General features: G+C 38.1%; 11 protein-coding genes. 4 read left to right on the top strand and 7 right to left on the bottom strand.

Features of this window, described 5'->3' with window-relative positions:
* Nucleotides 1-82 precede the first annotated feature (82 nt).
* The 6 genes from ALW18_00845 to ALW18_00820 form a co-directional block, all read right to left on the bottom strand.
* Nucleotides 83-727, bottom strand: coding sequence for a pyridoxamine 5'-phosphate oxidase (locus ALW18_00845; GenBank protein AOE51195.1), 645 nt, complete (start codon nt 725-727; stop codon nt 83-85).
* A gap of 58 nt (nt 728-785) precedes the next feature.
* A complete protein-coding gene (locus tag ALW18_00840; GenBank protein AOE51194.1) occupies nt 786-1,691 on the bottom strand; it encodes a ribonuclease Z in 906 nt (301 codons plus the stop codon).
* 76 nt (nt 1,692-1,767) lie between these two features.
* Nucleotides 1,768-2,100, bottom strand: a complete 333-nt coding sequence (locus tag ALW18_00835; GenBank protein ID AOE51193.1) for a ribonuclease Z — start codon at nt 2,098-2,100, stop codon at nt 1,768-1,770.
* Nucleotides 2,101-2,211: 111 nt separating this feature from the next.
* On the bottom strand, nt 2,212-3,141 hold the full coding sequence (locus ALW18_00830) for an aspartate carbamoyltransferase (GenBank protein ID AOE51192.1): 930 nt from the start codon (nt 3,139-3,141) through the stop codon (nt 2,212-2,214).
* A 24-nt stretch (nt 3,142-3,165) separates the two neighbouring features.
* Nucleotides 3,166-3,699, bottom strand: a complete 534-nt coding sequence (locus ALW18_00825; protein ID AOE51191.1) for a PyrR protein — start codon at nt 3,697-3,699, stop codon at nt 3,166-3,168.
* Between the two features lie 430 nt (nt 3,700-4,129).
* Nucleotides 4,130-5,752 (bottom strand): ABC transporter ATP-binding protein, encoded by a 1,623-nt coding sequence (locus ALW18_00820; GenBank protein ID AOE51190.1) that lies wholly within the window; start codon nt 5,750-5,752, stop codon nt 4,130-4,132.
* Nucleotides 5,753-5,895: 143 nt separating this feature from the next.
* Between ALW18_00820 and ALW18_00815 the strand changes: the two genes are divergently transcribed.
* The gene (locus tag ALW18_00815; protein AOE51189.1) at nt 5,896-7,284 is read left to right on the top strand and encodes a hypothetical protein; all 1,389 of its coding nucleotides are present in this window, start codon (nt 5,896-5,898) and stop codon (nt 7,282-7,284) included.
* Nucleotides 7,285-7,379: 95 nt separating this feature from the next.
* Here ALW18_00815 and ALW18_00810 read toward each other — a convergent pair whose 3' ends face one another.
* Nucleotides 7,380-7,856, bottom strand: coding sequence for an AraC family transcriptional regulator (locus ALW18_00810; protein AOE51188.1), 477 nt, complete (start codon nt 7,854-7,856; stop codon nt 7,380-7,382).
* A gap of 145 nt (nt 7,857-8,001) precedes the next feature.
* Here ALW18_00810 and ALW18_00805 point away from each other — a divergent pair, with 145 nt between their 5' ends.
* From ALW18_00805 to ALW18_00795, 3 genes are all read left to right on the top strand, one after another.
* A complete protein-coding gene (locus tag ALW18_00805) occupies nt 8,002-10,833 on the top strand; it encodes an excinuclease ABC subunit A (protein AOE51187.1) in 2,832 nt (943 codons plus the stop codon).
* Nucleotides 10,834-10,869: 36 nt separating this feature from the next.
* Complete coding sequence (locus ALW18_00800) at nt 10,870-11,592, top strand: hypothetical protein (GenBank protein ID AOE51186.1); 723 nt, start codon at nt 10,870-10,872, stop codon at nt 11,590-11,592.
* 192 nt (nt 11,593-11,784) lie between these two features.
* Entirely contained in the window at nt 11,785-14,541 is a 2,757-nt protein-coding gene (locus tag ALW18_00795) for an aminopeptidase (protein AOE54260.1), read from the top strand.
* Nucleotides 14,542-14,560: the final 19 nt, after the last annotated feature.

Below are 14,560 nucleotides of genomic sequence, written 5' to 3'. Positions count from 1 at the left end.
TTATGTATCAATAATTTAAATATCCGTAAAATAACGAAGCCAGTTTCCCTACAATATGTTAATTTGATATTAAAATTTAAGCTTATGGAGCAAGTCGTTCCACAATCCATGAAAGATCATACTGAAGTTTAAAACGTATCCTGTCGTGAAGACGATTAGCCCTTCCCTGCCAGAATTCAACCTCTATAGGTTTTACAATATAGCCCCCCCAGTTCGCAGGACGTGGTATTTCTTTTCCTTCAAACTCTTTTTCCAAATCTTTCAGATTATTTTCGAGATAATCCCGTGAAGGAATAACCCGGCTTTGTGGAGATACTATAGCTCCCAGCCTACTGCCTTCCGGCCTGCTGTCAAAATAACCGTCAGAAATATTTTCAGATACTTTTTCTGCCTTACCCTTAATTATAACCTGGCGTTCCAAACCCTCCCAAAAGAAAGAAAGGCAAATATTAGGATTTGCAGCTATGGCTTTTCCTTTTTCCGAATCATAATTCGTAAAAAAAATAAAACCCTCATAGGTATACTGCTTGAGTAACACAACGCGTGATTTTGGAAAACCATCCAATCCAAAAGTGGAAACTGTCATAGCATTAACCTCTCCGGGACCATCAAATTCTTCTACCTCTATGAACCATTTTTTGAAAAGGTTCATAGGATCTTCCGGAAGATGCTCTTCTGTTAGCTCACTTTTTTCGTATGAACGGCGATAGTTACTAAGATCAGTCATTGTTCTTGTATTATGATTACTGGATAGGAAAAAACTAACTTAAAGGTATTGAAATTTCTTAAAACTCGAATATTTTCCCATCATCAGCTAAATGGACATTAGGGAATACGGTTTCTGCTTCGTCTTTAAAAGGATCTATTGAACCATATCTTGTAGAGAAATGCCCTAAGACAAGTTGTTTAGCGTTAGCCTTTAAAGCTATAGCGGCGGCGTGTTTAGCTGTTGAATGCATTGTTCGTTCACAAAGGTGCTCTTCAGAATCAAGGAAGGTACTTTCATGATACAATACATCTACATCCCTTATTAATGATACTATCGTTTCATCATACATTGTATCAGAACAAAACGCATAACTTTTGGCAGGAACAGGATCGAAAGTTAGCACATCATTACGAATTACTCTTCCGTCATCCAGTTTCATATCACTGCCACTTTTAATTTTATTATAGTAACAGGTTTCTATGCCGTATTCATTAACAGCATCAAGATTGAGCTTTCTGTCTCCTGTTTTTTCCTGGAAAAGAAAACCATTTGTATACACCCTGTGCGTAAGAGGAATAGTGGTTACAATTACTTTATCATCTTCAAACACCACCTGAGATTCTTTACTGTCCAGTTCATGAAAATAAAGATTATAACTTGTCCATGAAGCAGACAACTTTAATTGCAGAAGTGTAACTTCTTTGATCCCTTTAGGCCCATATATATGCAGATCGGACTGGCGATTGAGAAGCGAAAATGTAGATACAAGTCCAATTAAACCATAGAAATGATCACCATGGAGATGTGAAATAAACACATGGTTTATTCGTGAGAACTTAAGCTTATGCTTTCTCAGCTGTACCTGCGTGCCTTCCCCGCAATCAATCAGGAACATCCTGTTCTTCATTTCCAGCACCTGCGATGTAGGATTGGTAAGAGTTCGTGGGGTCGCTGCATAACAGCCAAGGATAGTTAAATTCATTTCGATACGTTTAAGGTTTAGGGTTTAAAGATTACCCATAACCCCAAACAATAGAAAATTATAAATAATCAAATTTTTAGAAGCCGAGATCTCTCTCTATCTCTTCCATTTCGATAATATCGTGAGCCTCAAGAAGAGTCGGCACAACTACCATTTCATCAGGCACTTCATTAAAGTCGATATCAGATGCAACAAGTACGAATGACTTTTTTGCTTTCCTGTGTTTATTAGATAAAGAGAGAAATGACAGTATATCCTGAAGCCCAATATTTTTATCCTGACTCACATCAAGAATTATATTACGCTCTTTATAGGTATTATATTCTGAAGTTACTTTTTCAAGAAATGTATTATAATCACCTTGAGTATCCTTTAATACAACTGTATGTCCTTTTTCTTCTACTTTCATTTTTCGTGTTACAAAGTTGCTGAAAAGCTAAGTTACAAAGTTGAATGGTAACTAAAACTTCCTTCAGAATATTTTAATAGTCGTGTACAGAAATTACGACTTCAATTTTTACTATTGTTTGATTTTAGATGCCAGTAGATAAATGACAGCCATTCGCACGGCAACACCATTCTCTACCTGTTCTAATATAACAGATTGCTGAGAATCTGCCACGTCACTGGTTATCTCTACACCTCGGTTTATCGGCCCAGGATGCATAATAATGACTTCTTTATTTAGTGAATCAAGTAATGCTTTATCAACTCCGTATTGTTGCGCATACTCACGTGTAGAAGGAAAATAATTCACATCGAGCCTTTCATTCTGAACCCTTAGCATGTTAGCAACATCTGCCCACTCTAAAGCTTTACGAAGGTTTGGCTCCACAGTTACACCAAGAGATTCAATATATTTAGGTATAAGGGTTTTCGGTCCACATACTTTAACTTCTGCTCCCTGCATCTGCAAGGCAAAGATATTAGAAAGCGCCACCCTTGAGTGAAGGATATCACCCACAATCACCACTTTCTTACCACCAACTTCACCCAGTTTCTCTCTGATTGTATATGAGTCAAGCAATCCTTGTGTCGGGTGTTCGTGTGCTCCGTCACCAGCATTCACTATACTAGCATTTACATTTTTAGACAGAAAATGTGCAGCGCCCGGCCTTTCATGACGCATAACTACCATATCCACTTTCATAGAAAGTATATTGTTTACGGTATCAATAAGCGTTTCTCCTTTTTTAACCGAAGACTGTGCTGCTGAAAAACTGATAACATCAGCTGAAAGCCTTTTTTGTGCCAGTTCAAAAGACAGTTTTGTCCGTGTACTATTCTCAAAAAATATATTAGCTATAGTTATATCCCTAAGCGAAGGAACTTTCTTAATCGGTCGGTTTATTACTTCTTTAAATTGATCGGCAGTTTCAAAAATAAGGTCAATATCATTTTTGTTGATATATTTTATTCCTAATAAATGATTAACGCTTAATTCTTTCATTGTAGTTACTGTTGCAGTTAAGCCTTATATTAAATAAACACTGTCTTCTCCGTCGTTTTCTTTCCACGACACTTTTACCTTCTCATCGTTAATAGCGTCTACCTGGCGCCCACGGTAATCGGGCTGAATTGGCAGGTGACGACTAAAGCGGCGGTCTATAAGAACCAAAAGTTCAATTTCAGATGGGCGGCCGAACGATTGTATAGCAGTAAGCGCAGCACGGATACTGCGGCCTGTATAAAGAACGTCGTCTATGAAAACCACCTTTTTGTTCTCCACAAGAAAGTCTATCTCTGTTCTGTTAGCCTCTAAAGGCTTGTCTGAACGGCGAAAATCATCCCTGAAGAAGGTAATATCTAAAAAACCAAGCTCTATGCTAGATACGTTATATTCCTGTTCCAGTAATTGTTTGATACGCTCTGCAAGGAAACGCCCGCGTGGCTGAAGACCAATAAGTACGGTATCTGAAAAATCGAGATGTTTTTCAATTAACTGGCAGGCCAAACGATGTAAGATGATATTGACTTCTCTTGATGTAAGCAATATTTTGTGGCTCATAATGCGGTATTGTGTTTGGTTTGTAAAAGTAGGGAAAAAATGGATTTGGAAAAAATAAGAATACAATTAATTAGACTAATTCTGCACTATTAGGCAACTTCCTGCCCATCTTAATATTATTACAATTGATTCAATTTTAACAATATCCTGTTTTTGTGTGTTTAACTTTATTATAAATAACCTAAAAAACAAAAAATTATGCAAAGTAGAATATTTAAACTAGGATTCATCGCGTTGTTTTTAGCAACAATGCTTACCAGCTGTGAAGTGATAGGTGACATTTTCCAGGCCGGTGTTGGTGTTGGAGTATTTTTAGTCATCTTCGTTGTAGTCATTATCATATGGGTAATAAGCCGCTTTAGGAAATAAGCCGTATATTTTATCATAAAAAAACCCGTAAGCTTTACACTTACGGGTTTTTCAATATATACTAGTTGTACATTTTCTTTCTTAACTCCTGAACTTTTTCATCATCCAGGTAATCGTCAAAGGTCATGTAACGATCTATAACACCATTTGGAGTAATCTCCAGCACCCTGTTTGCTACCGTCTGCGCAAATTCGTGGTCATGAGTTGTAAATAACACCGATCCTTTAAAGTTTTTCAACGAGTTGTTGAATGCCGTGATCGATTCAAGGTCTAAATGATTTGTGGGCTCATCAAGCATAAGAACGTTAGCACGAAGCATCATCATACGTGAAAGCATACAACGTACTTTTTCACCTCCTGATAATACTCTACCTGTTTTTAAAGCTTCTTCACCACTAAAGATCATCTTACCAAGAAATCCACGGATATAAACTTCATCACGCTCTTCTTCTGTCTTAGCCCACTGGCGTAACCAGTCAACAAGCGTAAGGTCATTTTCAAAGAAAGAGTGGTTATCACCCGGTAGATACGACTGAATTGTAGTAATACCCCAATCGAATGAACCTGAATCAGCAGCAAGATTACCATTAATAATCTCATAGAAAGCAGATGTTGCACGGCTATCTTTAGAGAAAACTACTATTTTATCGCCTTTAGCCATATTAAGGTCAACATTCTTGAAAAGAAGTTCACCGTCAACCGAAGCACTAAGGTCTTTTACATTCAGAATCTGGTCACCCGCCTCACGCTCCTGATCAAAGATGATTGCAGGATACCTTCTACTTGATGGCTTGATATCGTCAACTTTAAGCTTTTCAAGCATCTTTTTACGGCTGGTAGCCTGTTTAGACTTCGCAACGTTCGCGCTGAAACGCATAATAAACTCCTGAAGTTCCTTTTTCTTCTCGTCTGCTTTCTTGTTTTGCTGAGCTCTTTGTCTTGCAGCAAGCTGGCTTGACTCATACCAGAATGTATAGTTACCGGAGAAGTGGTTTATTTTACTAAAGTCAATATCCGAAATATGTGTACACACAGCATCAAGGAAGTGACGGTCGTGAGATACAACAATTACAGTATTTTCATAATTTGCAAGGAAGTTCTCCAACCATGAAATTGTCTCAAAGTCAAGGTCATTGGTAGGCTCATCCATGATAAGTACATCCGGATTACCAAACAATGCCTGCGCCAATAGCACACGTACTTTAAGCTTACCATCCATTTCTCCCATAAGGGTATAATGAAATTCTTCACCTATCCCTAAGTTAGAAAGCATCGCTGCAGCGTCAGAATCAGCATTCCAGCCATTCATTTCTTCAAATATTACCTGAAGCTCTCCTACTCTTTCGCCATCTTTATCAGAAAAATCAGACTTAAGATAAATTTCGTCCATCTCCTTTTTAACCGCATACAGGGTTTTGTTCCCCATCAGGATCGTTTCAAGCACAGTATGCTCGTCAAACATATTGTGGTTCTGATTAAGAACCGACATACGCTTGCCCGGCTCTAGGTGCACGTGGCCCGATGTGGGATCTATATCTCCTGCAAGAATTTTAAGGAATGTAGATTTTCCGGCGCCGTTAGCACCAATAATACCGTAGCAGTTGCCATGGGTAAATGATGTGTTAACTTCGTCAAACAATATACGTTTGCCGAATTGTACCGATAAATTTGAAACTGATAGCATTTTAAAAAATTTTTGCAAAAATACAAAATTTACCCCATTTTCGCGAGCCCTTGCAGATAATATAATTTTAATTTTTTTAACTGTATTTTAACAACTGTATGGAGATATAAAAAATATTTTTGCTGTTGCACTAAAATCACCTTATGCGCAATTTTTATTATAACGGATTACTGCTATTATTTTTGGCAGCACTAGTGTCATGTAAAAATGAACGCAATGACTACACAGCCTATTTTGGCGGCGTAGTAGACAACCCGACTACACGTTACGTTATATTCAGCAAGGATGATAAAGTACTGGACACGATACCTCTCGATGAAAAAAATCGCTTTTATGTAAAATTCGACTCGCTAACTCCCGGACTATATAGTTTTAGACATGAGCCTGATTACCATTATGTATATTTTGACAGGAATGATAGTTTAATGGTTAGCATCAACGGGATGAATTTTGATGAGTCTATTGTTTTTAGCGGGCGTGGTGAAGCCAAAAACAACTTCCTTATGGATATGTACCTGCTGAATGAGAAAGACCGTAAACAGTCTGCAGATATTTATGAACTGGATGTAAAGACGTTTTTAAAAAGAACAGATTCCGTTTATAAAACTAAGAAAGCCTTTTACGAACAGCGTAAGAAGGCCGTTAACTGGAATGATGGTTTTGATTTTTATGCTAAATCCAGGCTTAACCTGAATAACAACACAAAAAAAGAACGTTACCCTTACCTTCACGCAATGCGTACCGGCGAAAACATCAGGGAGCAATTACCAAAAGATTATTACAGTTTTAGAAAGGATATCGATTTTAACGATAAGAGGCTTACTTTTTTCTCTCCGTTTGTACGATACCTTACTGCAATGCTAAATAACACAGCATCAGCAAAAACATATAATAGCACAACATCTGAAGATAAATCGCTACATGAAAATATCGAAAAGCTACGTGTAGCTGATTCTATTTTCACTGATAAGCGCATAAAGAATGAAGTGCTTGATAATATTGCGTTTGCTTATATTCTTGAAGACCAAAATATAGCTAACAACGAACAATTTCTCGATGAATATGTAAAGCTTTCCGATAAAAAAGAAGAAAACGATATCAAGAAAATGGGACGCGCCATCAAGCTACTTAAACCCGGAAATAAAATCCCGCAGATTGCACTTGTTGACACAAAAAATAAAAACTTTATTATTGACGGTGACATAAAAAAGGAAACCGTTATTTTCTTTTGGACTGCGTGCGCGAGGCTTCATCTTGATATGATGGGAGAGAAAATAAAGTTATTAAAAGAAGAACATCCCAACGTAAACTTCATTGCTATTAATGTTGATGAAGAAAAAGAATGGAAAAGAATGATCGGGGAATACAACCTGCCCGACAGCACACTACTCCACGCCAGCAACTTTAATGAACTTAAGTTTAAATGGGTATTCACGAAGATCAATCGTACTATTATACTTAATCCTGATGGTACAATTAAAAATGCTTTCACCAATTTGATGGATTCAAAGTTTACCGAGTATTTGAGGTAAATATTTAAGCTTAAAAGTAGCAAAGAAGCAAATTTTCAGAATCATACGCTTTACACTATTTAACTTTGCTACTTGCAACTCTGACAATCTTAAAACTACTTTATCGGAATCCATATTTCTTCTTCTGAATCTGGATCTCCATTTTTATATTTAGGTCCGAGTATCTCAAAATGCGGACGATCGTCTAACTCATACCCCGAAGCCGGCAGCCACTCCCCAAAAATATAACTGAATACATCAAAACCATTGGTGTGTGCCCCTTTATAATGAAAAACCGCATATTGCCCACCGGGAATTATCAATGTTTCCATTCCTTCAGGAACAGCATCAAAATTAGCAACTTCCAGTGCAGCCCATTTTTCGAACTCCCTTGCAGGATTAAAGTTAGTATAAAAGTCTTTACCGTATAATTGCAGCGAATACATATGCTGAGAATCTACAGCATTGGCTATAAGCTTACGCTGTGGCATAAAACTGCTCCATAATTCAAAAGTTTTATTAGCAACAAACGACATGGCAATATGTTTACCTATAAGTTTTTTAGAGGAGATGGTTTGGATGGTTGGTGTCATACTTTCAAATATATCGTAATTTGTTAAATCTCAAATGTAAAAAATTACTTTCAATTCATACTCCTCACTTTAACAATTTCTTACCCAAACCGCCTACACGAAAATAGCCTAAAAATGAGTACCTTTGCGTTTTGCACAAAATGCTATGCTAGATACTACCGATAATATAGAAGTGTTAGGCGCCCGTGCGCACAACCTTAAAAATATAGATGTTACAATACCGCGTGAAAAACTTGTTGTGATTACCGGGCTTTCAGGCTCAGGGAAATCATCGCTTGCGTTTGACACCATTTATGCCGAAGGGCAGCGCCGCTACATTGAAACATTCTCTGCCTACGCGCGTCAGTTTCTTGGCGGCCTGGAAAGACCGGATGTAGACAAGATAGACGGCTTAAGCCCCGTTATTGCCATTGAGCAGAAAACAACCAGTAAGAGTCCGCGCTCTACAGTAGGAACAATCACCGAGATCTATGATTTCCTGCGTCTTCTTTATGCCCGTGGTGCCGATGCTTACAGCTACGTTACCGGCGAGAAGATGGTAAGCTATAACGATGAACAGATTAAAAACCTGATCATTGAAAAATTTGATGGTAAGCGCATTACTATTCTTGCGCCGATAGTCCGTACACGTAAAGGGCATTACCGCGAACTTTTCGAACAGATATCCAAACAGGGCTTCCTAAAAGTGCGTGTTGACGGTGAGATAAAAGACATCGAACCGGGAATGAAACTGGATCGTTACAAGAACCACGATATTGAAACGGTTATAGACCGTATGGCTGTTGATACAACTGCCGACACCGATAAACGCCTTGCAGACAGTATTAAAACTGCCATGTATCATGGTGAGGATGTTATGATGGTCATAGAGCATGGTTCTGATGAAGCACGCTACTACAGCCGTAACCTTATGTGTCCTTCATCGGGTATCTCCTACCCTAACCCAGAACCGAATAACTTTTCGTTCAACTCTCCTAAAGGAGCGTGTCCTCACTGTAATGGACTAGGTACTGTAAATGAGATCAATCTTAAAAAGATAATCCCTGACCCTAAGCTTACAATCAAAAAAGGCGGGTTTGCACCATTGGGCGAATACAAAAGCACATGGATCTTCAAGCAAATTGAGATCATCGGTGAGAAATATGGCTTTAAGCTGACGGATGCTATCGATAAAATCCCCACTGAAGCCATGGAGATGATTCTTAATGGTGGAAAGGAAAAGTTTACCGTAAATTCTAAAACACTTGGTGTAAACCGCGAATATAAAATTGATTTTGAGGGCATCTCAAATTTCATAAAGAGTCAGTATGATGAAAGCGGATCGGCTTCTCTGAAACGCTGGGCTAAAGACTTTATGGATGAGATTGACTGCCCTGTTTGCCACGGCACAAGGCTTAGGCAGGAATCGCTGAACTTTAAAGTAAACGGACTTAACATTGCTGAACTTTCGGCTATGGATATTTCTGACCTGGCTGAATGGTTTGAAAACCTTGATAGTAACCTTTCTGAAAAACAGAAAGTTATTGCCATAGAAATAGTAAAAGAAATTAAGGCGCGCCTTAGCTTCCTTGTTGATGTCGGATTAAATTACCTGTCACTTAGCCGTGGATCGGGATCGCTTTCTGGTGGCGAGGCACAGCGTATCAGGCTGGCAACACAGATTGGCTCTCAGCTTGTCGGGGTATTGTATATTCTTGATGAACCTAGTATCGGTCTTCACCAGCGTGATAATGAAAAACTTATAAAATCACTCGAATCACTTCGTGATATAGGCAACTCGGTCATTGTAGTTGAGCACGATAAAGACATGATTGAGCGTGCCGATTATGTTATTGACATTGGCCCAGCCGCAGGACGTTTCGGCGGACAAATAGTAAGCCAGGGTACTCCTGCCGAATTATTAAAAGAGCATACGCTTACAGCGGCATACCTTAACGGCGAAAAAGAAATCGCTGTTCCTAAAAAACGTCGTGAAGGCAATGGTAAAACCCTTAAACTTTCCGGAGCAACCGGTAACAACCTTAAAAATGTCTCGATAGAAATTCCGTTAGGCAAAATGATTGCTGTAACGGGTGTTTCCGGAAGCGGTAAGTCAACGCTTATTAATGGTACACTATACCCCATCCTTAATGCCCATTTCTTTAATGGCGTTAAGAAACCACAGCCTTATAAAAAGATCGGGGGCCTTGAGCATATTGACAAAGTTATTGATATAGACCAATCACCTATCGGGCGTACGCCGAGATCTAACCCGGCAACCTATACCGATGTATTCTCTGAGATACGTTCTTTATTTACACAAACGCCTGAAGCTATGATACGCGGTTACAAACCGGGACGTTTCAGCTTTAACGTGAGCGGTGGACGGTGTGAAACCTGCGAAGGTTCTGGGTTACGCGTTATCGAAATGAGTTTCCTTCCGGATGTTTATGTAGAATGTGAAACATGTCAGGGTAAACGATTTAACCGCGAAACACTGGAAATCCGCTTTAAAGGTAAATCAATATCTGATGTGCTGGATATGACCGTAGATGAAGCAGTTCCTTTCTTTGAGAACATACCTAAAATTCACAGAAAAATAAAAACGATTCAGGATGTAGGGCTTGGCTATATTACACTGGGTCAACAAAGTACTACGCTTTCAGGTGGAGAGGCACAGCGTATAAAACTGGCATCTGAACTTTCTAAAAAAGATACAGGTAACACCTTTTATATTCTTGATGAACCTACAACAGGGCTTCACTTTGAAGATATCCGTGTATTAATGGAAGTTATCAATAAGCTCGTTGACAAAGGAAATACTGTACTTATTATCGAACATAATATGGACGTTATAAAACTGGCAGACTACATTATAGATATTGGTTATGAGGGTGGTAAAGGCGGGGGACAGCTTATTGCGAAAGGTACACCTGAAGAGGTGGCAAAAAACAAAAAAAGCTACACGGCTCATTTCTTAAAAAAAGAATTATCTTAGAAACCTGATTTATTAATTATCTGCACAAAAAACGCCATGAGAGAAAAGTTTGAAAACGACGACGAATGGATTAACGAAAGCCTGAAACAAAAATCATGGCATGAAATAAGAAGTAACGACTCCTGGGTTATCTTTAAGGTAATGTCTGAGTTTGTTAACGGTTACGAAACTATGGCAAGGATAGGCCCTTGCGTATCTATATTCGGTTCTGCAAGAACTAAACCTGAAGATAAGTACTATCAGTTAGCCGAAAGGATCGCTGAGAAAATTACACGTGCCGGTTATGGCGTAATTACTGGTGGTGGCCCCGGTATTATGGAGGCTGGTAATAAAGGAGCTGCACAAGGTGGTGGGCCATCGGTTGGACTTAATATTGAGCTCCCTTTTGAGCAGCATTTCAATCCATATATTGATCATGATAAAAACGTGAACTTCGACTATTTCTTTGTTCGAAAAGTAATGTTTGTAAAATACTCTCAGGGATTCGTTGTTATGCCTGGTGGTTTTGGTACGCTTGACGAAATGTTTGAAGCAATAACACTGATACAAACTAAGAAAATTGCTAAGTTCCCGATTATACTTGTGGGAAGGGATTTTTGGGGCGGACTTATGGATTGGATTAAGACAGTTATGATTGAACAAAATAAAAATGCCAATCCAGAAGACCTAAACCTGATAAAAGTCGTAGATACTGAAGATGAAGTTGTTGAAGTTATAGATGCATTCTATAAAAAATACAACCTTAGCCCTAACTTCTAAAAGTAAACATAATTTAACATTGTGTAAGGCAACCATAGGTACAATTACGCATCTTTGTTATAGTTTTACAGGAGTAAGAAATATTTTACGTATAACGTTAATCCTACAGGTAATTTGAATATAACAGTCCGGTTATTTTCTTTATGTATACTGATGTTTTCGGTACAAATACATGCGCAGCATCGAAATACAATGCAAGTACAGGTAAATCCTGAAACGCAGGTATTGAAAGTAAAGCAGGAGATCGTTTATCATAACCGGACGAACGATACGCTAAGAGAATTTATACTTAACGACTGGAATAACTCGTATTCAGCTAAAAATACACCACTTGCCAAACGATTCTCTGATGAATTTGTAAGGGCATTTCATTTGGCTAAAGATTCCGAAAGAGGAAGCACTACAATCAATTCTATTACTGATGACAATAATATTACGCTTAACTGGACACGTCCTGATAAACACCCGGATCTTGTAGATGTAACACTAACAAAACCTATCTACCCGGGACAAAAATTCAGGATACTACTCACATATGACGTAAAAATACCCAACGAGCGTTTTACAGAATATGGTTATGATGATAAAACAGGTGCTTTTGCCTTAAGAGACTGGTACCTTACCCCTGCCCGTGTCGAAAAAAACACATTTGTAAGGTACAGTAATGAGAATCTTGATGATATAGCTAATGCAGTATCTGACTACCAGGTAACATTTTCACTTCCAAAAGATTTAAAAATAACAACAGATCTAAACGAAGTAAAAAAAACGGATAACGACAGCGTTGCAACGTATGAATTAAACGGTAATGACCGAACCAATTTTAACATTGCAATCGAAAGAAACAACACTTTTGATTTTTATGTTAATAAGGTAGCCGAAATTAGCTGTAACCTTAAAGACAGTCGTGTTACTGAAATACAAAGAGCACTACTAATTGATAAAATATCTGCTTTTACTGCTGCTAATCTGGGTAGTTATCCTCATGAAAAGCTAATGGTTACCCAGACGGATTACGAGCGTAGTCCTATGTATGGGCTAAATCAGTTGCCTGCATTCCTTAACCCGTATCCTGACTCTTTTATGTTCGAGATACGCTTTATCAAAACATTCACTAATGCCTATTTAAAAAATACACTAAAGCTTGATCCCCGTAAAGATAACTGGCTATATGACGGTATTCAGATGGATTTGATGATGAAATACATTGATGAGTTTCACCCGGATAGAAAAATGATGGGACAGCTTTCGAATTGGGGCATCTTAAAAGGGCACAACCTTTTTAATATCACCTTTAATGGTCAGTACAATTACATTTACCTTATCACAGCCCGGAAAAATCTGGATCAGCCTATTGGCGACCCAAAAGATTCTTTTATAAAATTCAACGAACAGATTGCAGGTAAATACAGAGCAGGATTGAGTCTTCAATATTTAAACGATTATCTAGGAGACAGCATCGTTCCGCGATCAATAGCAGCATTTTATGATCTTAATGTAAAAAGCACGAAAACAGACAGAAAGGACTTTGAAACTATCCTTAAATCAAAAACAGATAAAAATACCGATTGGTTTTTCAACACTGTTATAAATACCAGAAAGCTAATTGATTTTAAATTTTCTGATGTTGATAAAGTAAATGATTCTCTAAGAATTACTATTAAGAACAGGACACGAACAAATGTACCGGTATCGGTTTACGGAATTAAAAAAGGAAATGTTGTATTTAAACAATGGCTTGATAACGTAGAGAAAGACAGCACTTTTGTAGTTTCACGACAGGATATAGACAGGCTTGCCCTGAATTACAATAATGAAATACCCGAATTCAATACCCGCAACAACTGGTACAGAGTGGACAAATTCTTTCCTAATAACAAACCCATTAAGTTTACCTTTTTTCAGGATGTAGAAAACCCAAGGTATAACCAGATATTTTATGTACCCAGTTTTAGTTTTAACCTATATGACGGTTTTTCACCCGGTCTGAGGTTTCACAACAAGTCTTTACTGGATAAGCCTTTTTTCTTTGACGTAGAACCAACCTATTCTATGAAAACGGGGCAACTTATCGGTTCGTTCTCTCTGTTATTCAATCAATACATAAGAGATAGATCGCTATATAGCATTCGTTATTATTTAAGTGGATCTACCTATCATTATGCGCCGGATGCACGTTATATTAAATTTGCACCTTCTGTCCTTTTCCGCATCCGCGAAGACGATTACCGTGAAAACAAAAAGCAATCTATAGTATTAAGACAGATAACGGTAAACAGGGAAAAGTCAGCCTATGTAGCTACCGATGAGCAAAACGAAAATTATTCGGTATTCAATGCTCGTTACAGCAGGTTTGAGTCTGAAATTACCCGCCATTATAACTTTTATACAGATTTACAACTGGCTGGTGCTTTTGGTAAAATTTCAGGAGAAATACAATACAGAAGATTATTTGATGATAACCGACGTATCAATCTGCGTTTGTTTGCCGGCGCCTTTATGTATCGTAATACAACTTCAGAGTTTTTCAGTTTTGGATTAGACAGGCCAACAGATTATCTATTTGAATACAGTTTTTATGGACGATCTGAAACTACAGGGTTATTCAGTCAGCAATACATTATGGCAGAGGGTGGATTTAAATCTAAACTCGACACGCGTTATGCCAACCAGTGGATGACCACAGCAAACGCAAGTTTTAATATATGGAACTGGATAGAAGTATATGGAGATGCCGGTGTATTTAAAAATCAGCACTCCGATCCTAAATTTGTATATGACAGTGGCATACGCCTAAACCTGTTGCCTGATTACTTTGAATTATATTTTCCTGTACAATCCAGCAATGGTTTCGAACCAAGTTTAGGAAATTACAGCGAAAAAATACGTTTTGTGGTGACAATCAGTCCGGGAACTTTAGTAGGTCTATTCACCAGAAAGTGGTTATAACAATATCTACGAACTTATA

It is taken from the genome of Flavobacterium psychrophilum (genome assembly GCA_001708385.1).
GTDB classification, from domain to species: Bacteria; Bacteroidota; Bacteroidia; order Flavobacteriales; family Flavobacteriaceae; genus Flavobacterium; species Flavobacterium psychrophilum_A.
The sequence above is the reverse complement of the archived record's forward strand: the minus strand, read 5'-3'. Positions and strand labels throughout refer to the sequence as shown.

What these genes read in the sequence shown, in the direction of transcription:
- ALW18_00825 (AOE51191.1), bottom strand. Translation starts at nt 3,699, where the DNA reads ATGAGCCACAAAATATTGCTTACATCAAGAGAAGTCAATATCATCTTA.
- ALW18_00845 (AOE51195.1), bottom strand. Translation starts at nt 727, where the DNA reads ATGACTGATCTTAGTAACTATCGCCGTTCATACGAAAAAAGTGAGCTA.
- ALW18_00830 (AOE51192.1), bottom strand. Translation starts at nt 3,141, where the DNA reads ATGAAAGAATTAAGCGTTAATCATTTATTAGGAATAAAATATATCAAC.
- ALW18_00840 (AOE51194.1), bottom strand. Translation starts at nt 1,691, where the DNA reads ATGAATTTAACTATCCTTGGCTGTTATGCAGCGACCCCACGAACTCTT.
- ALW18_00815 (AOE51189.1), top strand. Translation starts at nt 5,896, where the DNA reads ATGCGCAATTTTTATTATAACGGATTACTGCTATTATTTTTGGCAGCA.
- ALW18_00835 (AOE51193.1), bottom strand. Translation starts at nt 2,100, where the DNA reads ATGAAAGTAGAAGAAAAAGGACATACAGTTGTATTAAAGGATACTCAA.
- ALW18_00805 (AOE51187.1), top strand. Translation starts at nt 8,002, where the DNA reads ATGCTAGATACTACCGATAATATAGAAGTGTTAGGCGCCCGTGCGCAC.
- ALW18_00795 (AOE54260.1), top strand. Translation starts at nt 11,785, where the DNA reads ATGCAAGTACAGGTAAATCCTGAAACGCAGGTATTGAAAGTAAAGCAG.
- ALW18_00820 (AOE51190.1), bottom strand. Translation starts at nt 5,752, where the DNA reads ATGCTATCAGTTTCAAATTTATCGGTACAATTCGGCAAACGTATATTG.
- ALW18_00810 (AOE51188.1), bottom strand. Translation starts at nt 7,856, where the DNA reads ATGACACCAACCATCCAAACCATCTCCTCTAAAAAACTTATAGGTAAA.
- ALW18_00800 (AOE51186.1), top strand. Translation starts at nt 10,870, where the DNA reads ATGAGAGAAAAGTTTGAAAACGACGACGAATGGATTAACGAAAGCCTG.